At 73.8% G+C, this 21,731-nt stretch carries 25 protein-coding genes; 5 read left to right on the top strand and 20 right to left on the bottom strand.

Annotated features, from left to right (window positions below; genetic code table 11):
- Nucleotides 1-8: 8 nt before the first annotated feature.
- The 10 genes from IF19_RS0130070 to hisI all read right to left on the bottom strand — a co-directional run bounded on the left by IF19_RS0130070 (nt 9) and on the right by hisI (nt 8,270).
- Complete coding sequence (locus IF19_RS0130070) at nt 9-968, bottom strand: thioredoxin domain-containing protein (protein ID WP_030114343.1); 960 nt, start codon at nt 966-968, stop codon at nt 9-11.
- A 76-nt stretch (nt 969-1,044) separates the two neighbouring features.
- Entirely contained in the window at nt 1,045-1,857 is an 813-nt protein-coding gene (trpA, locus tag IF19_RS0130065) for a tryptophan synthase subunit alpha (protein WP_030114342.1), read from the bottom strand.
- Nucleotides 1,854-3,140 carry a tryptophan synthase subunit beta gene (gene trpB / locus IF19_RS0130060; RefSeq protein WP_030114341.1) on the bottom strand — a complete coding sequence of 429 codons (1,287 nt, stop codon included), beginning with the start codon at nt 3,138-3,140 and terminating at the stop codon, nt 1,854-1,856. Before trpB ends, trpA begins: the two co-directional genes overlap by 4 nt.
- A 139-nt stretch (nt 3,141-3,279) precedes the next feature.
- Complete coding sequence (gene trpM / locus IF19_RS0130055; RefSeq protein WP_030114340.1) at nt 3,280-3,492, bottom strand: tryptophan biosynthesis modulator TrpM; 213 nt, start codon at nt 3,490-3,492, stop codon at nt 3,280-3,282.
- A gap of 16 nt (nt 3,493-3,508) precedes the next feature.
- Nucleotides 3,509-4,318, bottom strand: coding sequence for an indole-3-glycerol phosphate synthase TrpC (gene trpC, locus IF19_RS0130050; protein ID WP_030114339.1), 810 nt, complete (start codon nt 4,316-4,318; stop codon nt 3,509-3,511).
- 138 nt (nt 4,319-4,456) lie between these two features.
- Nucleotides 4,457-5,062 carry a DUF2752 domain-containing protein gene (locus IF19_RS0130045; protein ID WP_030114338.1) on the bottom strand — a complete coding sequence of 202 codons (606 nt, stop codon included), beginning with the start codon at nt 5,060-5,062 and terminating at the stop codon, nt 4,457-4,459.
- Between the two features lie 92 nt (nt 5,063-5,154).
- Entirely contained in the window at nt 5,155-5,406 is a 252-nt protein-coding gene (locus IF19_RS0130040) for an HGxxPAAW family protein (protein ID WP_030114337.1), read from the bottom strand.
- A 112-nt stretch (nt 5,407-5,518) separates the two neighbouring features.
- Nucleotides 5,519-6,190, bottom strand: coding sequence for a TIGR02234 family membrane protein (locus IF19_RS0130035; RefSeq protein ID WP_030277285.1), 672 nt, complete (start codon nt 6,188-6,190; stop codon nt 5,519-5,521).
- A gap of 196 nt (nt 6,191-6,386) precedes the next feature.
- The gene (locus IF19_RS0130030; protein WP_030114334.1) at nt 6,387-7,880 is read right to left on the bottom strand and encodes an anthranilate synthase component I; all 1,494 of its coding nucleotides are present in this window, start codon (nt 7,878-7,880) and stop codon (nt 6,387-6,389) included.
- Nucleotides 7,881-7,889: 9 nt separating this feature from the next.
- Nucleotides 7,890-8,270 carry a phosphoribosyl-AMP cyclohydrolase gene (gene hisI / locus IF19_RS0130025; RefSeq protein WP_030114333.1) on the bottom strand — a complete coding sequence of 127 codons (381 nt, stop codon included), beginning with the start codon at nt 8,268-8,270 and terminating at the stop codon, nt 7,890-7,892.
- A gap of 84 nt (nt 8,271-8,354) precedes the next feature.
- On the opposite strand from hisI, the gene IF19_RS0130020 reads away from it, so the two are divergent.
- Nucleotides 8,355-8,987 (top strand): TIGR03085 family metal-binding protein, encoded by a 633-nt coding sequence (locus tag IF19_RS0130020; protein ID WP_030114332.1) that lies wholly within the window; start codon nt 8,355-8,357, stop codon nt 8,985-8,987.
- Between the two features lie 77 nt (nt 8,988-9,064).
- Here IF19_RS0130020 and IF19_RS0130015 read toward each other — a convergent pair whose 3' ends face one another.
- From IF19_RS0130015 to hisD, 10 genes are all read right to left on the bottom strand, one after another.
- Entirely contained in the window at nt 9,065-10,318 is a 1,254-nt protein-coding gene (locus tag IF19_RS0130015) for an MFS transporter (protein ID WP_030277287.1), read from the bottom strand.
- Nucleotides 10,319-10,490: 172 nt separating this feature from the next.
- Nucleotides 10,491-11,078 carry an ArsR/SmtB family transcription factor gene (locus IF19_RS0130010; protein WP_030114329.1) on the bottom strand — a complete coding sequence of 196 codons (588 nt, stop codon included), beginning with the start codon at nt 11,076-11,078 and terminating at the stop codon, nt 10,491-10,493.
- Between the two features lie 161 nt (nt 11,079-11,239).
- Nucleotides 11,240-11,995, bottom strand: coding sequence for an imidazole glycerol phosphate synthase subunit HisF (gene hisF / locus IF19_RS0130005; RefSeq protein WP_030114328.1), 756 nt, complete (start codon nt 11,993-11,995; stop codon nt 11,240-11,242).
- A complete protein-coding gene (locus tag IF19_RS0130000; protein WP_030114327.1) occupies nt 11,992-12,399 on the bottom strand; it encodes a RidA family protein in 408 nt (135 codons plus the stop codon). Before IF19_RS0130000 ends, hisF begins: the two co-directional genes overlap by 4 nt.
- On the bottom strand, nt 12,396-13,121 hold the full coding sequence (gene priA / locus IF19_RS0129995; protein ID WP_030277289.1) for a bifunctional 1-(5-phosphoribosyl)-5-((5-phosphoribosylamino)methylideneamino)imidazole-4-carboxamide isomerase/phosphoribosylanthranilate isomerase PriA: 726 nt from the start codon (nt 13,119-13,121) through the stop codon (nt 12,396-12,398). The genes IF19_RS0130000 and priA overlap by 4 nt, the downstream gene beginning before the upstream one ends.
- Nucleotides 13,121-13,765: an imidazole glycerol phosphate synthase subunit HisH gene (gene hisH / locus IF19_RS0129990; protein WP_030114324.1), complete on the bottom strand. Its 645-nt coding sequence runs from the start codon at nt 13,763-13,765 to the stop codon at nt 13,121-13,123. Before hisH ends, priA begins: the two co-directional genes overlap by 1 nt.
- Nucleotides 13,766-13,778: 13 nt before the next feature.
- Nucleotides 13,779-13,946: a hypothetical protein gene (locus IF19_RS1000000137835; protein WP_030114323.1), complete on the bottom strand. Its 168-nt coding sequence runs from the start codon at nt 13,944-13,946 to the stop codon at nt 13,779-13,781.
- Entirely contained in the window at nt 13,943-14,539 is a 597-nt protein-coding gene (gene hisB, locus IF19_RS0129980) for an imidazoleglycerol-phosphate dehydratase HisB (RefSeq protein ID WP_030114322.1), read from the bottom strand. The genes IF19_RS1000000137835 and hisB overlap by 4 nt, the downstream gene beginning before the upstream one ends.
- Nucleotides 14,536-15,666 carry a histidinol-phosphate transaminase gene (locus IF19_RS0129975; RefSeq protein ID WP_030114321.1) on the bottom strand — a complete coding sequence of 377 codons (1,131 nt, stop codon included), beginning with the start codon at nt 15,664-15,666 and terminating at the stop codon, nt 14,536-14,538. Before IF19_RS0129975 ends, hisB begins: the two co-directional genes overlap by 4 nt.
- Nucleotides 15,663-17,012 (bottom strand): histidinol dehydrogenase, encoded by a 1,350-nt coding sequence (gene hisD, locus IF19_RS0129970; protein ID WP_030114320.1) that lies wholly within the window; start codon nt 17,010-17,012, stop codon nt 15,663-15,665. Before hisD ends, IF19_RS0129975 begins: the two co-directional genes overlap by 4 nt.
- A 218-nt stretch (nt 17,013-17,230) precedes the next feature.
- Between hisD and IF19_RS0129965 the strand changes: the two genes are divergently transcribed.
- From IF19_RS0129965 to ybaK, 4 genes are all read left to right on the top strand, one after another.
- On the top strand, nt 17,231-18,832 hold the full coding sequence (locus tag IF19_RS0129965; RefSeq protein ID WP_030191735.1) for a hypothetical protein: 1,602 nt from the start codon (nt 17,231-17,233) through the stop codon (nt 18,830-18,832).
- Between the two features lie 264 nt (nt 18,833-19,096).
- Nucleotides 19,097-20,137 carry a hypothetical protein gene (locus IF19_RS0129960; protein ID WP_030191734.1) on the top strand — a complete coding sequence of 347 codons (1,041 nt, stop codon included), beginning with the start codon at nt 19,097-19,099 and terminating at the stop codon, nt 20,135-20,137.
- A 5-nt stretch (nt 20,138-20,142) separates the two neighbouring features.
- Complete coding sequence (locus IF19_RS0129955; RefSeq protein WP_030114315.1) at nt 20,143-20,907, top strand: LON peptidase substrate-binding domain-containing protein; 765 nt, start codon at nt 20,143-20,145, stop codon at nt 20,905-20,907.
- 15 nt (nt 20,908-20,922) lie between these two features.
- A complete protein-coding gene (gene ybaK / locus IF19_RS0129950) occupies nt 20,923-21,420 on the top strand; it encodes a Cys-tRNA(Pro) deacylase (protein ID WP_030121767.1) in 498 nt (165 codons plus the stop codon).
- Nucleotides 21,421-21,731 lie beyond the last annotated feature (311 nt).

Raw genomic sequence — 21,731 nt, 5'->3', positions numbered from 1 at the left:
GAGCCCGGTCAGGAACCGGCGGCCGACGACGGTGCGGCCGGGTCCGCCGGTCCGTCGCCCTGCGGGGACGGGGTGGCGGACCCGTCGGCGGTGGCCGATCCCTCCGGCGACGCGGACGAGGAGGCGGCGGACGACGGGGCCGGGGCGTCCGGGTCGGACGGGGCGGCGGTGCCCGGCTTCTTGCCCTTGTTGGCCGCGAGGATCCACTTCTTCAGGGCCGCCGGGGAGATCTGCTCGCCGTCCTTGCTCGGGAAGACCGACTCCCCGTTGAGCAGGACGGTCGGCGTGCCCTGGAAGCCGCCCTTACGGAACGCGGTGTCGGACTTCTTCACCCAGCTGTCGTGGTCGCCGTCCTCCACACAGCTGCGGAACTCCGGCGTGTCGAGCCCCTGGACCTTCCCGGCCAGCTCGATGAGCCGGCTGTTCTTGCCGTAGGCGTCGTCCGGCTCGGGCGGCTGGTTGCTGAAGAGGACGTCGTGGTACGGCGCGAACTTGCCGGCGTCCTGGGCGCAGGCGGCGGCGTTGGCGGCGCGCAGCGATCCGGAGCCGCCGAGATTGCCGTCGATGATCGTGGCCAGGTGGTACTCCACCCTGACCTGCCCGTCGTTCACCAGCTCCGAGACGGTGTCCCGCAGCGCGTTCTCGAACTGGGCGCAGACGGGGCAGCGGAAGTCCTCCCAGATGGTGAGGGTGGACGGGGCGTCGGCCGCGCCGACCGGCAGGGTCAGGGCGTCCTCGCCGGAGGCCCCGGACGGGGCGATGGCGGGTCCGGACGCGGTGTCCTCGCCGCCGTCCTTGCTCACGTTGGCCGCGATCAGGCCGACCACGGCGGCCAGGGCGAGCACCCCGACCACGGCCGAGGCGACGATCAGCGTCCGGCGGCGCTTCTCGCGCCCCTTCTCCTGCTCGCGCTGCCGAGCCAGGCGCTCACGCGCGCTTCTGTTTCCCTCAGGGATCTTGTCGCTCACACCCGGGGGAACGAACCGGGGAGGCGTCGGCACGCCTCCCCGGTCCACAATCCATCCGTTCGGGTGATGCGAGGGGTCAGCGCTTTCGAACGCCTTCGGCCAGTTCGCCCGCGAGGGAGCGGACGGCGGCGAGACCGGCCGCCTCGTCGGGCGCGTCCAGCATGGCCTTGACGAACGCGGATCCGACGATCACCCCGTCCGCGAACCCGGCGACCTCGGCGGCCTGCGCCGCGTCGGAGACGCCGAGGCCGACGCAGACCGGGGTGTCGGTGGTGGCGCGGGTGCGCTCCACCAGGTTCTGGGCCTGGGCGCCGACGGAGGCGCGGGTGCCGGTGACGCCCATCAGGGACGCGGCGTAGACGAAACCGCTGCCGGCCGCCGTGATGGTGGCGAGGCGGGCGTCCTGGCTGCTGGGCGCGACCACGAAGACGGTGGCGAGCCCGTGCTTCTCGGCGTGCTCGCGCCACAGCGCGGACTCCTGGACCGGCAGGTCGGGCAGGATGCACCCGGCGCCGCCCGCCTCGGCCAGCTCGGCGGTGAACCGCTCGACGCCGTAGCGGTCGATGGGGTTCCAGTAGGTCATGACGAGGATCGGGACGCCGGTGGCCTCGTACGCCTCGCGGACCGTGCGCATCACGTCGGCGATGCGGACGCCGCCGCGCAGGGCGATGTCGTCGGCGGTCTGGATGACGGGGCCGTCGAGGACGGGGTCGCTGTGCGGGAGCCCGACCTCGACGATGTCCGCGCCGCCCGCGACGACGGCCTTGACCGCCTCGATCCCGCCGTCCACGGTCGGGAAGCCGGCCGGGAGGTAGGCGATGAGAGCCGCCCGGTCCGCCGCCTTCGCGGCGGCGAGGGTGGTGTTCAACAGCTCGATGTTGCCGCTCACTTGGCGTCCCCCTCGATCTCGGCGCGGTCGCTTCCGGCGTCCGCCTCGACGGCGGCGTCGGTGTCGTACAGCCCGAAGTAGCGGGCCGCGGTGTCCATGTCCTTGTCGCCCCGGCCGGACAGGTTGACCAGGATCAGCCCGTCCGGGCCCAGCTCCTCGCCGAGGTCCAGGGCGCCGGCGAGGGCGTGGGCGCTCTCGATGGCCGGGATGATGCCCTCGGTGCGGGAGAGCAGCCGCAGGGCCCCCATGGCCGCCTCGTCGGTGACCGCGCGGTACTCGCCGCGTCCCACGTCCTTGAGGTAGGAGTGCTCCGGGCCGATGCCCGGGTAGTCCAGACCGGCCGAGATGGAGTACGGCTCGGTGATCTGGCCCTCGTCGTCCTGGAGGACGTAGGAGCGCGAGCCGTGCAGGATGCCCGGTTCCCCGGCGGTGAGGGTCGCCGCGTGCTCGCCGGTCTCCACGCCGTGCCCGGCCGGTTCGCAGCCGACCAGGCGGACGTCGGAGTCGGGGATGAAGGCGTGGAAGAGGCCGATGGCGTTGGAGCCGCCGCCGACGCAGGCGACCGCCGCGTCGGGGAGGCGGCCGGTGCGCTCCAGGAGCTGGCGGCGGGCCTCGACGCCGATGACCCGGTGGAAGTCGCGGACCATCGCGGGGAAGGGGTGCGGGCCCGCGACCGTGCCGAAGAGGTAGTGCGTGCGGTCCACGTTGGCGACCCAGTCGCGGAACGCCTCGTTGATGGCGTCCTTCAGGGTCCGCGATCCGGACTTCACCGCGACGACCTCGGCGCCGAGCATCCGCATCCGGGCCACGTTGAGCGCCTGGCGCCGGGTGTCGATCTCACCCATGTAGATGGTGCAGTCGAGGCCGAAGAGGGCGCAGGCGGTCGCGGTGGCGACGCCGTGCTGGCCGGCCCCGGTCTCGGCGATGACGCGGGTCTTGCCCATGCGCTTGGTGAGGAGCGCCTGGCCCAGCACGTTGTTGATCTTGTGCGAGCCGGTGTGGTTCAGGTCCTCGCGCTTGAGGAAGATCCGGGCGCCGCCGGCGTGCTCGGCGAAGCGCGGGACCTCGGTCAGGGCGCTGGGGCGGCCCGTGTAGTTCACCATCAGCTCGTTGAGCTCGGCGGCGAAGGCGGGGTCCGCCTTGGCCTTGTCGTACTCGACGGCGACCTCGTCCACGGCGGCGACGAGCGCCTCCGGGATGAACTTTCCGCCGTAGGCGCCGAAATAGCCCTCGGCGCTGGGGATCAGACCCTCGGGATCCGGAACGAAGAAGTCGGACGACATGCTGCGTACTCCTGGGCAGGGCGACGGATGGGTTCACCGTATGCGCGGAGCAGCGAGCGCCGCCGCGACCGGCGTCCGGTCACGGTGGTGCGGTCGTACGTACGGGAAGGGGGTGGTGCGGTACGTCGGCCGGGGCTCGCTACGGCGCGGAGCCCGTGCGCCATCGCATCCCGTTGACCTGGCCGGGCTCGTCGCCGATGACGTACCGCACCCGCCGGCCGTGCACGCGCCGGGCGGGGGCGCGGCAGCCGCGCGGCCGGCACCCGCGCGCCAGCGGGGCGTGCGGGTCGCGGACCGGCACCGCGGCGCGGCGGAGGCCGGGCCGGGTGCGGTGCGGGGGGCGGTCGGTCATGGTCGTGGGGCTCCGGTCAGCCGCGGCCGTGGCGGAGCGCCGGGTGGGCGCCCGCGGCGACCAGGTCGGCGACGGCGGCGCGCGGGTCGCGGCCGGTGACCAGGGACTCGCCGACCAGGACGGCGTCGGCGCCGGCGTTGGCGTACGCGATCAGGTCGTGCGGGCCGCGGACGCCGGACTCGGCCACCTTGACGATGTGGTCGGGGATCTCGGGGGCGACGCGCTCGAAGGTGGAGCGGTCGACCTTGAGGTCCTTGAGGTTGCGCGCGTTGACGCCGATGATCTTGGCTCCGGCGTCCAGGGCGCGCTCCGCCTCCTCCTCGTCGTGCGCCTCGACGAGCGGGGTGAGCCCGATCGACTCGGCCCGCTCGATCAGCGAGACCAGGGCCTCCTGGTCGAGGGCGGCGACGATCAGCAGGGCGAGGTCGGCGCCGTAGGCGCGGGCCTCCCACAGCTGGTAGGAGGTGACGATGAAGTCCTTGCGCAGGACCGGGATGTCGACCTTGGCGCGGACGGCCTCCAGGTCGGCGAGGGAGCCGCCGAAGCGGCGCTCCTCGGTGAGGACCGAGATGACGGACGCGCCGCCCGCCTCGTAGTCCGCGGCGAGCGCGGCGGGGTCCGCGATGGCGGCCAGGGCCCCCTTGGACGGGGACGAGCGCTTGACCTCGCAGATGACGGTGACGCCCTCGCCGCGCAGGGCGGCGACTCCGTCCTTCGCCTGGGGGGCGCGGGCGGCGCGCTCCTTCAGCTCGTCGAGGCTGACGCGCGCCTGCCGCTCCGCGAGGTCGGCGCGGACGCCGTCGATGATCTCGTCGAGCACACTCACGCGAGCGGCCCCCTTCCGGAACGGTGATGAGGGAACAGGATCAGCCGTACCGATGGTATCCGCAGCGGGGCCCGCAGCCCGCATCCGGCCACGCCCCGTCCCACTACCTGGGCATCGGGGACGGGCGACGCGGCCGTTTCAGGGGGCCAGCGCCGAGCCGAACGGCAGATTCCGGACGACGGTGAAGACGGCCAGGACGGCGCCCACCGCCCACCAGTGGGCGGGCGCGAGAGCGAGCCGCAGCGGCCGGCCGCGCCACGACCTCACCAGCCAGAGGACCCAGACGGCGGCGAAGACGACGTAGCCGACGGTGGCGATCGCGTTGGCGGAGAGCGCCGCGCCGAGGTCGCCGGTGATGAAGGCGTGGGCGCTGCGCAGTCCGCCGCAGCCGGGGCAGAGGACGCCGGTCAGCCGCAGGAGCGGGCAGACGGGGTAGTGCCCGCCCTCGTTGGGGTCCACGGCGCCGACGTACGCGAAGGCCCCGGCGACCGCTGCGAAGACCCCCGCCGGGACGGCGATACGGCGGAGGCGGCCCGGGGCGTCCGGGGCCGGGGGCGGGCTCGGGTACGCGTCCGGGACCCGGGCCGGCGTCCCGTCCGGGGTCGGGCAGACCGTCGGCGGCATGTTCCAGGGGCCCACGCCCCGCCGCGCGCTCTCCGGGCGGGCCGGGTCGGGGCCGGTTCGGGGCCGGGAAGAGGCGGTGGGGTCCGGCTGGGCGGCGGAGGGGTTCGGCGAGGCGTCCACCCGCCGATTGTCCCCCGAGGACGCGGAAAGGCGCGGCCCGGTGCCGGGCCGCGCCTTGCGCGTGTCGGCGCCGGGACGGGCCGGCGGCCGGGTCAGTGGGAGGTCTGCGCCCGTCCGGCGCGCGCCCGGGCCTCGACCAGCTCGGCCGACTCCTTCGGCATGCCGAGTCCCGCGGCCTTCATGGCGAGACCCACGAGGCCACCGGCGAAGATCACGGCGATGCCGGCCCAGAAGCCGAGCGGGTTGGCCGCGACCATGAAGACGCCTGCGACGCAGAAGCCGATGAACGAGATGATGACACCGGTCCAGGCGGCCGGGGTGTGTCCGTGGCTCGTGCCCGCCATGAGTTGCTCCTCGTTGGTGTTGCGCCGTGGGTGACGCTGATGCGTGTGGCCGCCGCCCGGGGGCGGCTCGCTGCCATTGTCCCGTACGGGGCGTACGGGGGGTGACCTGGGGTCACCCGCGCGTCGGGTCCTCGCCCCGGTCCAGGGCCTTCCACAGGTCCTCGGGGCGGTCCGGGTCGGGGGCGGTGCGGGGCGCCCGGCCGGGGCGGGGGGTGCCGTCGCGCTCGTACTTCCCGGACATGGCGGGCCAGCGGGAGCCGTAGCGCAGGGCGAGGAGTCCGGCCAGCAGGATCAGCAGGCCGCCGGCGGCCGCGACGATCGGCCAGCCGGTGTGGCTGAGCGCGTCGACGGTGGCCGCGGTGTCGCCGGTGGAGCGGGCGGCCTCGTCGTCGAGGGCCGAGCTGTCGGACGCTCCGGCCCACGCGCTGACGGTGGCTCCCAGACCGCTGAGGGCGAGCAGGGCGGCGACCGTCAGGCGCCCCACGCCGCGAACGGCGAAGACGGCGACCAGGGCGGCGAGGCCGACCACGGCCAGGGCGGCCGGGACGCCGGTGACGTCCCGGCCGTCGACGGAGAGCGGGAAGGCGCCGCCGGCGGTGGCCGCGTCGCCCTCGACCCAGATCTGCCCGGAGGCGAGGAGGACGACGGCCGCGCCGACCGCGCCGAGGAACAGGGCGGCCGCGAGACTGCGGCGGCTCCCGGCCCGGTCGGACGCGGCGCCGGAGGCGGGGTCGGGGTCGGCGGTTCGGGGCTGGGGTACGGGGGCAGCACTCACGCCTTCCACTATCCCCTACCGGTTCGGCGGTCGTGGAGGCGGCCGGGCGCCCCCGCCGGCCCGTTCTGTGACGTGGGCCGGCCGGGGGCCCCGCCGGCCCCGGAGTCATGGAACGGGCCGGGGCCCTCGTCGGCTCGGCGGTCGTGGAGGCGGCCAGGGCCCCCGCATGCCCCGGAGCCACGGATCGGGCCGGTTTCCCGTCGGCTCAGCGGTCGTGGAGGCGGTTGGCCGTGTGGACGGCGCGGAGCACGGCCGCCGCCTTGTTGCGGCACTCGGTGTCCTCGGCGACCGGATCGGAGTCGGCGACGACCCCGGCCCCGGCCTGCACGTACGCCGTCCCGTCGCGGAGCAGGGCGGTCCGGATGGCGATGGCGGTGTCGGAGTCCCCGGCGAAGTCGAGGTAGCCGACGCAGCCCCCGTACAGACCCCGGCGGCTCGGCTCCAGCTCCTCGATGATCTGCATGGCGCGCGGCTTGGGGGCGCCGGAGAGGGTGCCGGCGGGGAAGCAGGCGGTGAGCACGTCGAAGGCGGTGCGGTCCTCGGTGACGCGGCCGGTGACGGTGGAGACGATGTGCATCACGTGGGAGTAGCGCTCGATGGACATGAAGTCGACGACCTCGACGCTGCCCGGTTCGCAGACCCGCCCCAGGTCGTTGCGGCCGAGGTCGACGAGCATCAGGTGCTCGGCGCGCTCCTTGGGGTCGGCGAGCAGCTCCTCGGCGAGCGCCTGGTCCTCCTGCGGGGTGGCGCCGCGGTGCCGGGTGCCGGCGATGGGGTGGACCATGGCCCGGCCGTCCTCGACCTTGACCAGCGCCTCGGGGCTGGAGCCGACGACGTCGAACCCGTCGAAGCGGAAGAGGTACATGTACGGGGACGGGTTGGTGGCCCGCAGCACCCGGTAGACGTCGAGGGCGCTCGCGGTGCAGGGGGTCTCGAACCGCTGGGAGGGGACGACCTGGAACGCCTCGCCCGCCCGGATGCGCTCCTTGATGTCGTCCACGGCGGCCCGGTAGGCGTCGCCGCCCCAGCGCGCGGTGTACGGGGGCAGCTCGGAGGGGGGCAGGGCGGCGGGGGCGTTCTCGACCGGGCGGCGCAGGTCGCGCTCCATCGCGTCGAGGCGGGCGACGGCGTCCGCGTACGCCTCGTCGACCCCGGTGTCGAGGTCGTTGTGGTTGATCGCGTTGGCGATCAGCAGGACGGTGCCGTTCTGGTGGTCGAGGACGGCGAGGTCCGAGGTGAGGAGCATGGTCAGCTCGGGCAGCGCCAGGTCGTCGCCGCCGTGCTCGCCGATCTTCTCCAGCCGGCGGACGACGTCGTAGCCGAGGTAGCCGACCATGCCGCCGGTGAACGGCGGCAGGCCCAGGTCGCTCACCAGGTCGCGCGGGGTGTGCAGGGTCTCGACGGTGGCGCGCAGCGCCTCCAGCGGGTCGCCGGCCACCGGGACGCCGACGGGCGGGGTGCCCAGCCAGTGGGCCTCGCCGTCGCGGACGGTGAGGGTGGCGGCGCTGCGGACGCCGATGAAGGAGTAGCGCGACCAGGTGCGGCCGTTCTCGGCGGATTCCAGGAGGAAGGTGCCGGGGCGTTCGGCGGCGAGCTTGCGGTACAGGCCGACCGGGGTGTCGCCGTCGGCGAGCAGGCGGCGTCCGACGGGGACGACGCGCCGGTCGACGGCCAGCTTGCGGAAGGTGTCGAGATCCATGGCCGGACCTTAGCTGTCGTGGAGGGGCAGGACGTCGGCGTCGAAGCAGGTGCGGTCGCCGGTGTGGCAGGCGGCGCCGGTCTGGTCGACCTTGACCAGCACGGTGTCGGCGTCGCAGTCGAGGGCGACGGACTTCACGTGCTGGACGTGGCCGGAGGTGTCGCCCTTGACCCAGTACTCCTGGCGGCTGCGCGACCAGTAGGTGCAGCGGCCGGTGGTGAGGGTGCGGTGCAGCGCCTCGTCGTCCATCCAGCCGAGCATCAGCACCTCGCCGGTGTCGTACTGCTGGGCGATGGCGGGGACCAGACCGTCGGCGCCGCGCTTGAGGCGGGCGGCGATGGCGGGGTCCAGGCCGCCGGCGGGCGTCGTGGCGTCGGGCGTGCTCGTCATGGGCCCATTGTGCCGTGACCGCGCGCCCCCTCCGGGCGGGCGTCCACTGGGCGGACCCCGGGTGACGGTCGTACGCTGACGGACATGTCGACCCATGCGAAGCGTGAACGTCTTCTGCTCGCCGATCTGTTGGAGGCCGCCGGTCCCGGGGCTCCGACCCTGTGCGACGGCTGGAAGACCCGCGACCTGGCCGCCCACGTGGTGGTCCGCGAACGCCGCGCGGACGCGGCGGGCGGCCTGCTGGTCGGGGCGTTGAAGCCCCGGCTGGAGCGGGTGCAGGCGGAGTTCGCGGCGAAACCGTACGAGGAGCTGATCCAGCTGATCCGGACCGGGCCGCCCCGGTTCTCGCCCCTGTCCCTCAAGCAGGTCGACGAGGTGGCGAACACCGTCGAGTTCTTCGTCCACACCGAGGACGTGCGGCGGGCCCAGCCGGACTGGTCGCGGCGTGAGCTGGACCCGGTCTTCTCCGACGTGCTCTGGTCGCGGACCGAGCGGACGGCCCGGCTGCTGGGCCGCCGGTCCCCGGTGGGCCTTGTGCTGCGGCGCCCGGACGGGCAGACGGCGGTGGCGCACAAGGGGGCGCCGGTGGTGACGGTGACCGGGGAGCCCGGCGAGCTGCTGCTGTACGCCTTCGGGCGGCAGGACGCGGCGGACGTCCGGGTGGAGGGCGAGGAGTCGGCGGTGGAGCGGCTGCGGATGGCGGAGCTGGGGATGTAGGCCGCCCCCGGCGGGGCTGCGGTCCGCCCGGGGCCACCGGGCGGGGTGCCCCGGGCCCGTCCTCGCCGGTCGCCGGGTCAGCGGGGCAGTTCGGCGCGGCGGAGGACGGTGAGCACGAGCCCCAGGACGCCGCCTGCCGCGCACACGGCGGCGCTGACCGTGTACACCGGCCCGGTGCCCCAGAGGGCGACGGCGGCCCCGGTGACGGGGTAGCTCAGCGGGATGACGGCGTAGGTGAAGAGCGTCGACACGGACGTGACCCGGCCCAGGTACGCGGGGTCGGCGGCGGTCTGGACGAGGGCGCCGCACAGCGCGCCGGCCAGGCCGGCCGTGAGGCCGACCCCCGCGGCGATCGCCGCGGCGGCGGCGACCGAGGGGACCTGGGCCAGGGCCGCGATGCCCGCGCCGCCGACGAGGGCCAGCACCCCCATCACCAGTCCGGCGCGCGGCACCCGGCCCCGGACAGCGAGGAGCAGGGCGGAGCCGGCCGCTCCGCCGGCGAATCCGGCGACGATCCAGCCCATGCCGGAGGCGCCCCAGCCGCGCTGTTCGGAGAGCAGGATCAGGCCGAGGTTGAGCGGTCCGACGAAGCCGAGCTCGCTGAGGGCGATGACGAGCATGAGCGGGCCGAGCAGCGGGTGGCGGCGGATGTACCGGAGCCCGTCGACGAGGTCGTGCCAGGCGTGGGGGGCCTTCGTTACGGCCTCCTCGTCGGAGACCGCCGGGGCGGGCAGCGGCCGGAGCCGCAGTCCCAGGAGCAGCGGCAGGGACAGGGCGAAGAGCACTCCGGCGGCGGCGAGGGCGAGCGAGGGGCCACCGGCCGCCACGGCGACCCCGCCCATCGGCGCGCCGATGATCGTGGAGCCGCGCGCGGCCAGTGCGCGCAGGCCCTGGACGCGGGCGAGCTGACCGGGGGCGGTGAGCCGGGGCGGGAGCGCTCCGACGGCGGGCAGGAACAGGGCGTCGACCGCGCCGAAGAGCACGGCGACGACCACCAGGACGGCCACGGTGGGCCCGGTGAGGAACAGCACGGCGGCGAGGCCGAGCACGAGGAGCGCCCGGGCGGCGTCGCTGCCGATGACGATGCGGCGGGGGCCGAACCGGTCGGCGAGCACTCCCCCGCCGAGCATCAGCAGAGCGCGCGGCAGGGATCCCGCGGCGAGGACCAGGCCGGCGCCGGAAGCGCTGCCGGTACGGGCGGCGGCCCAGGCCAGGGCCATGAAGTAGACGCTGTCGCCGATCATCGACGCGGTGTACGCGCCGAGCCAGCGCAGGACGTTGGGGTCGCGGTGGGCGGGGCGTTCTGGGGCTGCCGCGGCGGCGACGGTCATGGGTGCGTCCTCGGGAGTTGGGTGGCGGCCCGGGAGGGGCCGGAAGCTCATGGCGGAGGCTCACGGGCGGGGATTCGCGGACGAAGGCTCACGGGCGCGGGCTCACAGGCGGAGAGTCACGGGCGCGGGCTCACGGGCCGGGAGCCACGGGCACGGGCTCACGGGCGCGGACTCACGGGCGGAAGGGGAAGCCGTAGGTGTGCAGGGCGACGCTCTCCCGGCCCTCCGTGTCGCCGGCCGCGTCGCGGGCGTTGCCGGCTTCCTGGTAGCGGTCGATCAGCGCCCCCATCTCCCGGGACAGGTCGGCCAGTTCGCCCGCGGTGAGCCTCAGGAGGTTCTCCGAGCTCCAGGAGGCGCCGCGCCACTCCGCGTCCCAGGTGTGCCGCGAGTCCTGGTGGGCGCGGTAGAGCTCGACGTGCTGGTCGAAGGACATCCGGCCCGCGGCGGCGTATACGGCCGCCGTCTCCGGCGCGTCACCGAAGTCCGCCTCGCTGTAGGTCAGCCCGCGGGCGGACGGCTGCCACCAGCGCTCCCGGCCGTCGGTGCCCTGCCCCTCGGCGGGTTCGATCAGGCCGTGGTCGGCGAGCTTGCGCAGGTGGTAGCTGACGAGCGAGACGGCCTCGTCGACCTGGTCGGCGAGCTGGGAGGCGGTGGCGGTGCGCTTGATGTGCAGGGCGCGGTAGAGCTTCAGGCGCAGGGGGTGGCTGATCGCCTTGAGGGTGTCGAGGTCGGAGATGCGGTGGCGTTCGTTGCTGGGCATGACAGGGACAGTAGATGCGAAAGAAAAGTTGCACAATAAGATTTGCACAACTTTTCTTGTGCGTTTGCCGGGCCTCGGACAGCCTCCGGAGAAACGTGCGGCCCGGCTCCCCCGAGAGGGAGCCGGGCCGATACGGGCGCGGGAGCCGGGCCGTCAGTGGTTCAGCGGACCGGGTGGCCCGCCTCCCGCAGGGCGTCCTTGACCTCGGAGATCCGCAGGTCGCCGAAGTGGAACACGGAGGCCGCGAGCACCGCGTCGGCTCCCGCCCCGATCGCCGGGGCGAAGTCGGCGAGCCGGCCCGCGCCGCCGGAGGCGATGAGGGGGACGGAGACGTGCCGACGCACGGCCTCGATCATCTCGGTGTCGTAGCCGTCCTTCGTGCCGTCGGCGTCCATCGAGTTGAGCAGGATCTCCCCCGCGCCCAGTTCGGCGGCCCGGTGGGCCCACTCGACGGCGTCGATGCCGGTGCCCTGGCGGCCGCCGTGCGTGGTGACCTCGAACGTGCCCTCGGGGGTGCGGCGGGCGTCGACGGAGAGCACGAGGACCTGGCGTCCGAACCGTTCGCCGATCTCGCGGATGAGGTCGGGGCGGGCGATCGCCGCGGTGTTGACGCCGACCTTGTCCGCTCCGGCCCGCAGCAGCTTGTCGACGTCGTCCGCCGTGCGGACGCCGCCTCCCACGGTGAGCGGGATGAAGACCTGCTCGGCGGTGCGGCGGACCACGTCGTACGTCGTCTCGCGGTCGCCGCTGGAGGCGGTGATGTCCAGGAACGTCAGCTCGTCGGCGCCCTCGGCGTCGTACAGCTTGGCCATCTCGACGGGGTCGCCGGCGTCGCGCAGGTTCTGGAAGTTGACGCCCTTGACGACCCGGCCGTTGTCGACGTCCAGGCAGGGGATGACCCGTACGGCGAGACTCATCGCGCGCCTCCCCGGTACGCCTCGACCTCGACCTCGACGACCAGGCTCGGGTCCACGAACCCGGAGACGATGATCATCGAGGCGGCGGGGCGCACGGCGTCGAACAGCTCCTTGTGGGCGCGGCCGACCTCCTCCACGTCCCGGGCGTGCGTGATGTACATCCGGGTGCGGACGACGTCCTCGCGGCCGAGGCCCACCTGTTCCAGGGCGGCGAACGCCACGTCGAAGGAGGTGACGGCCTGCTCGTACGGGGAGCCCGCGGCGATCTCGCCGTTGACCACGGAGGTGCAGCCGGCCACCAGGACGAGCCCGTTGGGGAGTTCGACGGCGCGCGAGTAGCCGAACTTCTCCTCCCAGGGCGCGCCGGTGGAGATCCGGCGTACGGAGGGGGCGGCGTCCGTCATGCGGCGACCGCCTTGAGCGCCTCTTCCAGGGTGAACGCCTTCGCGTACAGCGCCTTGCCGACGATCGCGCCCTCGACGCCCTCGGGGACGAGGAGGGAGATCGCGCGCAGGTCGTCGAGCGAGGAGACCCCGCCGGAGGCGACGACCGGCCGGTCGGTGGCGGCGCAGACGTCGCGCAGCAGGCCGAGGTTGGGGCCCTGGAGCGTGCCGTCCTTGGCGATGTCGGTGACGACGTAGCGGGCGCAGCCCTCGGAGTCGAGGCGGGCCAGCGTCTCGTACAGGTCGCCGCCGTCGCGCGTCCAGCCGCGGCCGCGCAGGGTGGTGCCCCGGACGTCGAGGCCGACGGCGATCTTGTCGCCGTGCTCGGCGATGACCTTGGCGACCCACTCGGGCGTCTCCAGGGCGGCGGTGCCGAGGTTGACGCGGCGGCAGCCGGTGGCGAGGGCGGCCTCCAGCGAGGCGTCGTCGCGGATGCCGCCGGACAGCTCGACCTTGATCTCCATGGCCCCGGCGACCTCGGCGATCAGGGTGCGGTTGTCACCGGTCCCGAAGGCGGCGTCCAGGTCCACCAGGTGCAGCCACTCGGCGCCGGCGCTCTGCCAGGCGAGGGCGGCCTCCAGCGGGGAGCCGTAGGAGGTCTCGGAGCCGGACTCGCCGTGGACGAGGCGGACGGCCTGGCCGTCGCGGACGTCGACGGCGGGGAGCAGTTCAAGCTTCGGCATTACAGCGTCTCGATCCAGTTGGTCAGCAGCTGGGCGCCGGCATCGCCGGACTTCTCGGGGTGGAACTGGGTGGCCCACAGCGCGCCGTTCTCCACGGCGGCCACGAACCGTTCGCCGTACGTGGACCACGTGACCCTGGGGGCACGGATCTTGGCGTTGGTGACTTCGAGGGACCAGTCGTGCGCCGCGTAGGAGTGCACGAAGTAGTAGCGCGCGTCGGCGTCCAGGCCGGCGAAGAGCCGGGAGCCCTCGGGGGCGTCGACGGTGTTCCAGCCCATGTGAGGGACGACGTCGGCCTTCAGGGGGCCGACCGTGCCGGGCCACTCGTCCAGGCCCTCGGTCTCCACGCCGTGCTCGATGCCGCGCTCGAACAGGATCTGCATCCCGACGCAGATGCCCATGACCGGGCGTCCGCCGGCCAGCCTGCGGCCGACGATCCAGTCGCCCCGGGCCCGCTTGAGCCCCTCCATGCACGCGGCGAACGCGCCGACGCCGGGGACGAGCAGCCCGTCGGCGGCCATCGCGCGGTCGTAGTCGCGGGTGATCTCGACGTCGGCGCCGACGCGGGCGAGAGCCCGCTCGGCGGAACGCACGTTGCCGAAGCCGTAGTCGAAGACGACGACCTTCTTCTTGTTCTCGCTCATGGTCCGTCCGCCCTCAGTCCCACAGTCCCTGGATCCGCAGGATGCCCGCCACCAGGCACATCACGGAGCCGATCGACAGCAGCACGATGACCCCCTTGGGCATCCCCTGCTTGGAGAAGGAGTAGACGCCGCCGGCCAGGAAGAGGCCGACGACGATCAGGATCGTGCTGAGGCCGGTCACAGGGCGCCCTTCGTGGAGGGCAGGATGCCGGCCGCGCGAGGGTCGTGCTCGGATGCGTAGCGCAGGGCGCGGGCGAGCGCCTTGAACTGGCACTCCACGATGTGGTGGGCGTTGCGCCCGTACGGCACGTGGACGTGCAGGGCGATCTGCGCCTGGGCGACGAAGGACTCCAGGATGTGCCGGGTCATCGTCGTGTCGTACGCGCCGATCATCGGGGCCATGTTCTCGGGCTCGGTGTGCACGAGGTACGGGCGGCCGGAGAGGTCGACGGTGACCTGGGCGAGCGACTCGTCCAGCGGGACGGTGCAGTTGCCGAAGCGGTAGATGCCGACCTTGTCACCGAGGGCCTGCTTGAAGGCGGCGCCGAGGGCGAGGGCGGTGTCCTCGATGGTGTGGTGGCTGTCGATGTGCAGGTCGCCCTCGGTCTTGACCGTGAGGTCGAAGAGCCCGTGGCGGCCGAGCTGGTCGAGCATGTGGTCGTAGAAGCCGACCCCGGTGGCGACGTCGACCTTGCCGGTGCCGTCGAGGTTGATCTCGACCAGCACGGACGTTTCCTTGGTCGTGCGTTCCACGCGGCCTGTGCGGGGGCTCATGCGTCGTGCTCCTTCTTCAGTTCGCGTACCGCGTCGAGGAACGCGTCGTTCTCTTCCGGGGTGCCGGCGGTGACCCGCAGCCAGCCCGGTACGCCGTTGTCCCGGACCAGGACGCCCTTGTCGAGGATCCGCCGCCAGACGGCGTGGCTGTCGTCGAAGCGGCCGAACTGGACGAAGTTGGCGTCCGACGCGGTGACCTCGTAGCCGGTGGCGCGCAGTTCGGCCACCAGCCGGTCGCGCTCGCTCTTGAGCTGCGCGACGTACCCGAGCAGCGTATCGGTGTGCTCCAAGGCGGCGAGCGCGGTGGCCTGGGTGATGGAGGAGAGGTGGTAGGGCAGCCGGACGAGCTGGACGGCGTCGACCACGGCCGGGTCGGCGGCGAGGTAGCCCAGGCGCAGTCCCGCCGCGCCGAACGCCTTGGACATGGTCCGGGAGAGGACCAGGTTGCGGCGGCCCTCGATCAGCGGGAGCAGCGAGGGCTGGTGGCTGAACTCGCCGTACGCCTCGTCGACGACGACGATCGAGGGGCCGGCGGCCTGGGCGGCGTCGTACAGGGCGAGGACGGTGTCGGCCTCGACGGCGGTGCCGGTGGGGTTGTTGGGCGAGGTGATGAAGACGACCTCGGGCCGGTGCTCGGCGATGGCGGTGCGGGCGGCGTCGACGTCGATGGTGAAGTCGTCGTTGCGCGGCCCGGAGATCCAGCCGGTGCCGGTGCCCCGGGAGATCAGGGCGTGCATGGAGTACGAGGGTTCGAAGCCGATCGCGGTGCGCCCGGGTCCGCCGAATGTCTGGAGCAGTTGCTGGAGGACCTCGTTGGAGCCGTTGGCGGCCCAGACGTGGGCGGCCGTGACCTCGTGTCCGGCGGTCCGCGTCAGATAGCGGGCCAGTTCGGTGCGGAGTTCGACGGCGTCCCGGTCGGGGTAGCGGTTGAGGTCGCGGGCGGCCTCGCGGACGCGCTCGGCGATCCGCTCGACCAGGGCCTCGGGCAGCGGGTAGGGGTTCTCGTTGGTGTTGAGGCGTACGGGGACGTCGAGCTGGGGCGCTCCGTACGGGGACTGGCCGCGCAGTTCGTCGCGGATGGGCAGCTCGTCCCAGGCGTTGCGGGAGGTGGTGCTGTCGTTCGTCACTGCTGCGGGACCTTCCAGCCACGGTGTTCGTCGAGTTCGCCTTCGGCGAAACGTGCCTTGAGGGCGGCGCCGTGGGCGGGGAGGTCCTCCGCCTCGGCGAGGGTCACGACGTGGTGGGTGACCTCGGCGAGCGCGTCGCGGGTGTAGTCGACGATGTGGATGCCGCGCAGGAAGGACTGCACGGACAGGCCGGAGGAGTGGCAGGCGCAGCCGCCGGTGGGCAGGACGTGGTTGGAGCCGGCGCAGTAGTCGCCCAGGGAGACCGGGGACCAGGGGCCGACGAAGATCGCCCCGGCGTTGCGGACGCGGTCGGCGACGGCGGCGGCGTCGGCGGTCTGGATCTCCAGGTGCTCGGCCCCGTAGGCGTCGACGACCTTGAGGCCGTCCTCGACCGAGGAGACCAGGACGATCGCGGACTGGCGGCCGGCGAGCGCGGGCTCGATACGGTCGGTGATGTGCTTGGTGGCGGCGACCTGCGGGACCAGCTCGGCCTCGGTGGCGGCGGCCAGCTCCTCGGAGTCGGTGACCAGGACGGCGGCGGCCATCGGGTCGTGCTCGGCCTGGCTGATGAGGTCGGCGGCGACGTGCACCGGGTCGGCGGTGGCGTCGGCGAGGATCGCGATCTCGGTGGGCCCGGCCTCGGCGTCGATGCCGATGCGGCCCTTGAGGAGGCGCTTGGCGGCGGCGACGTAGATGTTGCCGGGGCCGGTGACCAGGTTGACCGGGGAGCAGTCCTCGCTGCCGTACGCGAACATCGCGACGGCCTGGGCGCCTCCGGCCGCGTAGACCTCGTCCACGCCGAGCAGGGCGCAGGCGGCGAGGATCGTGGGGTGCGGGAGGCCGTCGAAGTCCTTCTGCGGCGGGGAGGCCACCGCGACGCCCTCGACGCCCGCCTCCTGGGCCGGGACGACGTTCATCACGACGGAGGAGGGGTAGACCGAGCGGCCGCCGGGGACGTAGAGCCCGACGCGCTCGACGGGGACCCACTTCTCGGTGACCGTGCCGCCGGGGACGACCTGGGTGGTGTGCGTGGTGCGGCGCTGCTCGCGGTGGACGAGGCGGGCGCGGCGGATCGACTCCTCCAGCGCGGCGCGGACGGCCGGATCCAGCTCCGCAAGGGCGCGGGTCAGGGCCTCGGCGGGCACCCGTACCGACGCGATCCGGACACCGTCGAATTTCTCCCCCCACTCGATCACTGCCGCGGAGCCGCGATGGCGTACGTCCTCGCAGATGGGCCGCACCGTCTCCAGGGCGGCTTCCACGTCGAACTCGGCACGGGGCAGCAGGTCGCGCAGGGCTCCGCCCTCGGGGAGGGCATCGCCGCGCAGATCGATTCGAGAGATCACACGGCAATTCTCTCAGACCCGCCGAAGCCGCCGGACGGCCGTATCACTGGCTGATACCGGCCGTCCGCACCAGTGGCTGATACGTGTCTCGGCCATGTCCGGCTGTCACTGCTGACCACTGGCTTCACGGCGTCGCACACGGGAATAACGGCTCTACAGCGTGTGTGCACCACGAGGGCACGACGGCACGACGGCATGTGCGCACGGAGGGAGCGGCCGTGACCGAGCCGCACGAAGGCGATATCCCGGACGGCCTCAGCGCAGCGGAGCTGGGCATGTGGCAGTCGTTCCGCAACGGGACGACCTACGACTTACGGACCTACGACCCGACGCGCAACGACCCGTTCGCCCCGCACGCCTGGGGGCCGGAGCGGAGCGTCGGCGCGCGCACGGTGGCGCGGCTGCTGCTGAGCGGTCCGCCCGCCCGGCCCGGCCGGGTGGCGGCGCTGAAGCTCCGGGGCGTGCGGATCACCGGAAAGCTGGATCTGGCGGGCGGCCGGGTCTCTCCGTACGTGGAGCTGACCGGCTGCCGATTCGAGCAGGAGGTGGTGCTCCCGGAGTGTCACTTCACGACGTTGCGGCTGGTGGGCTGCGCGCTGCCCCGGCTGGAGGCGGCGCGGTTGCAGACGGAGGGCGATCTGCATCTGCCGCGCTGCCGGATCGACCGGGGCATCCGGCTGACCGACGCCCAGATCGGCACGGACCTGCTGATCAACCAGCTCAGCGTCGGCCCGGACCGGCACGGGCGGGCCGTCGTCGGGGACGGCATGACGGTCGCGCAGGACCTCCAGGCCGAGATGATCGAGACGCTGGGCGAGCTGAGCCTGCGCGGGGCGAAGGTGGGCGGTTCGCTGTCCCTGCGCGGCAGCCGGCTGCGGGCGGCACAGGACCGCCGGGCGCTGAACGCCCCGCAGTTGACGGTGGAGCGGACGCTCTACATGACCGAGGCGTGGGTGAGCGTCGACACGGGGAACCAGGGCACCACTCCCCCGTACGGCGTGGTCTACGCCCCGACCCCGGCGCGCGGCACCCGCTCGCAGATATTCGAGTGCCGGGGCGGGGTGCGGCTGGACGACGGGCGGTTCGGGGACGCGGTGGACCTGCACAAGGCCCGGTTCACGATGACGCGGCAGGAGGAGCTGTCGCTGCGCAGGATCGTCACTCCGGAGCTGCGGTTCAACGCGGAGCGCCCGGAGGAGGGCCGGGTCGTGCTGAACGGCGCGAAGGTGGTCACGCTGATCGACCTGTCGACGAGCTGGCCGGGCCCCGGCGGTCTGGCGATGGGCGGTTTCGTCTACGAGAACCTGGTCCCGTACGGCCACTTCCCGCTCTCCCGGCGGCTGGAGTGGGTGCAGGCGGCGACGCCGGAGTACGTCCCCGAGCCGTACGAGCGGCTGGCCACGGTGATGCGGAGCTGCGGGGAGGACGCGGACGCGCGCGAGGTGCTGCTCGCCAAGCAGCGCCGCCGCCGGGAGACGCTGCCGCCCGCCGCGAAGGCGTGGGGGTACCTCCAGGACTGGATGGTGGCGTACGGCTACCGGCCGGGGCGGGCGGCGGTGTGGATGGCGGTGCTGTGGGCGGCGGGCACAGTGGCCTTCGCGCAGCACACCCCGCCGTCGATCAAGGGCGAGGAGCATCCGCAGTGGAATCCCGCCCTGTACGCGCTGGATCTGCTGATCCCGGTGATCAACCTCGGGCAGGACGGCTACTGGCGGATGGAGGACGCCTGGCAGTGGGGTGCGGCGGGCCTGGTGCTGGTGGGGTGGGTTCTGGCCACCACGGTGGCGGCGGGCGCCTCGCGGATGCTCCGCAGGGGTTGACGGGCCGAGGCCGTTCGGGACGGCGCGCGCCGGGCGGCCGCTGCGGCTCCGGCCTGCGGACAGGGGCGTTCGGGGCGTCGAAGCCCCGGGCCGCCCCGCGCCGACCCGGCGGCGAACGAACCGCACGACCGCGCCATAACGACGTGATCAAGCCATTGCCGCACCATTCCTTTGCCCGTTCTTGACCAGCCCTGATACAACCCCGCCACTCGGCACAGAAGCTTCACAGCATGCCCCTGGCGCGGCCCTCACCAGCGCTTTTCAATGGTCTGCACCATGGCATTCCTTCGCGCTCTGCTCCGTACCGCGCGCATGGTCCGGCACAGCTCTCCGCTGTCCGCCGGGCCGGCCGCGGATGACGCGGTGCTGCTCGACGCCCCGGACGAGCGGCTCTCTCCCGCGCTGGTCGCCGCTGCCCTGGGCGACCACGAACCGGCAGCCAAGCTGCTCGCCACCACCCGGGACGCGGCCGACTGGGAGAACCGGGACCGCTACCTCGACCGGCTCGTCGCCTTCGCCCGCAACCGGGACGGCTGGCTCGTCGACTGGCTGGCCGCCGCCCCGCGCGACCCGGACGCCCTGCTGGTCAAGGCGGAGCTGTCGGTCCGCCGGGCCTGGGAGTCGCCCGCCCGCGCGGAGCGGCTCCGGGAGGTCGCCCCGCTGATCACCGCCGCAGCCGACGCGGACCCGCGCGACCCCGTGCCGTGGCGGCTCGCCCTGGACCACGCGCGCGGCACGCACGCCACGCACACGGCCTTCGAGTCGCTGTGGGAGCAGGCGGTACGGCGCTCCGCGCACCACTACGGCTGCCATGTGGCGGCGCTGCGCTACCTCTCCGCCGCCTGGTACGGCTCGCACCGCGAATGCTTCGACTTCGCCGAGCAGGCCGCGGAGGACGCGCGGCCCGACTCGCTGGTGCAGGCCCTGCCGGTGCGGGCGGCCTTCGCGCTGCTCCTGGACTCCCAGGCGGCGGGCCGGAGCACCTCCGTCCTGGAGGAGCGGATCGACGCGGCGGCCGACCTGGCGATCAGGCTCTCCGCCGCCTACCGGCCCGGCGACCCGTGGCCGGCGGAGGTGCGCAACCTCCTCGCGTACGTGCTGCTCGCCCGGGGCCGCTGGGCGGAGGCGCTGCACCAGTTCCACCTGATAGGCCAACACGCGACGTCCTTCCCGTGGTCGTCGGTGTCCGACGACGCGCTCGGCCGCTTCCTCGACGCGCGGGACGGCGCACGGCTCCAGGCGGCCTCCCTGACACCGTTGCGCAACCGGGCCGACCACGGCCGCCCCCGGGGCCATTACGCTTGACCGCTGTGACCACCGCCCGCCTTCCCCTCTTCCCGCTCAACGCGGTGCTGTTCCCCGGCCTGGTGCTGCCGCTCAACGTCTTCGAGGAGCGGTACCGCGCCATGATGCGGGAACTGCTGAAAAGCGACGAGGACGAGCCCCGCCGCTTCGTCGTGGTCGCGATCCGCGACGGCCGCGAGACCGCACCGACGGGCACCGGCATGCCCGACACCACAGCCCGGCCCGCGATCACCGAACGCGCCCCGGCCGACGGCTTCGGCCCCGACCCCGTCCAGACCTTCCACCGGGTCGGCTGCGTGGCCGACGCGGCGACGATCCGCGAACGCGCCGACGGCAGCTTCGAGGTCCTGGCCACCGGCACCACCCGGGTCAGGCTGCTGTCCGTCGAGTCGAGCGGCCCGTATCTGACCGCCGAGGTCGAGGACCTGGCCGAGGAGCCGCCCGGCGAGGACGAGGGCGACGAGGCGGGGGCGCTCGCCGAGGGCGTCCTGCGGGCCTTCCGCGCCTACCAGAAGCGGCTGGCCGGGGCGAACGAGCGCTCGCTGGCGACCGGCGCCGAGCTGCCCGACGACCCCTCGGTGGTCTCCTACCTGGTCGCCGCGGCCACGGTCCTGGACGTGCCGACGAAACAGCGGCTGCTCCAGGCCCCGGACACCGCGACGCGGCTGCGCGAGGAGCTGACGCTGCTGCGCCGGGAGACCGCGATGATCCGCCATCTGCCCTCCCTGCCCGCGACCGACCTGACCCGGGCCCCCACCCACCCCAACTGATCGAGGACTCCCCCGGTGGCGAAGAAGCCCAGGAAACAGACGGGCGGCACCCCCGCGACGGTCGCCCTGACCGCGGCGGGCACGGCGTACACGGTCCACGCGTACGAACACGACCCGGCCTCCCCCTCGTACGGCGAGGAGGCCGCCGAGGCCCTGGGCGTCTCCCCCGACCGGGTCTTCAAGACCCTGGTCGCGGACGTGGACGGCGAGCTGACGGTGGCAGTGGTCCCGGTGGCCGGCTCCCTGGACCTGAAGGCCCTGGCGTCGGCGGTCGGCGGCAAACGCGCCACGATGGCGGACCCGGCGGCGGCGGAACGCACCACGGGCTACGTACGCGGCGGCATCTCCCCCCTGGGCCAGCGCAAACGCCTGCGCACGGTCCTGGACGCCTCGGCCCGCGCCCACGCGACGGTCTGCGTGTCGGCGGGCCGCCGCGGCCTGGAGGTCGAACTGTCGGCGACGGACCTGGCGGAGCTGACGGGGGCGGTGTTCGCGGAGATCGCGAGGGACTGACCTCCCGCCCCTCCGCCAGTCCTCGTGTTCCCAGCCCCTCCGGCAAGCTGCTTCCCAGCCCCTCCGGCGCTTGAGGAGCGGGGTCCGGGGCAGCGCCCCGGTTTCGGGAAGGGGCGGGGTGGGGAACAGCCCGCCGCAGGCGGCCCTAGCCCGCCCCGCCCCCACCCGCGGACGACGACGGCCCCCCGGACGGCCCCGCAGGCCCGGACGGTTCCGCAGGCCCGGCGGACCCGGACGCCTCGGCCGGCCCGGCCGACGGCTCGACAGGCCCGCCCGAAGCCCCCGCCCCCGGAGCTCCGGCCGGGACCGGC

The sequence above is a fragment of the Streptomyces californicus genome (assembly GCF_000717645.1).
In the GTDB taxonomy this organism is placed as follows: Bacteria; Actinomycetota; Actinomycetes; order Streptomycetales; family Streptomycetaceae; genus Streptomyces; species Streptomyces californicus.
This window is presented reverse-complemented; position numbering and strand designations above follow the sequence as displayed.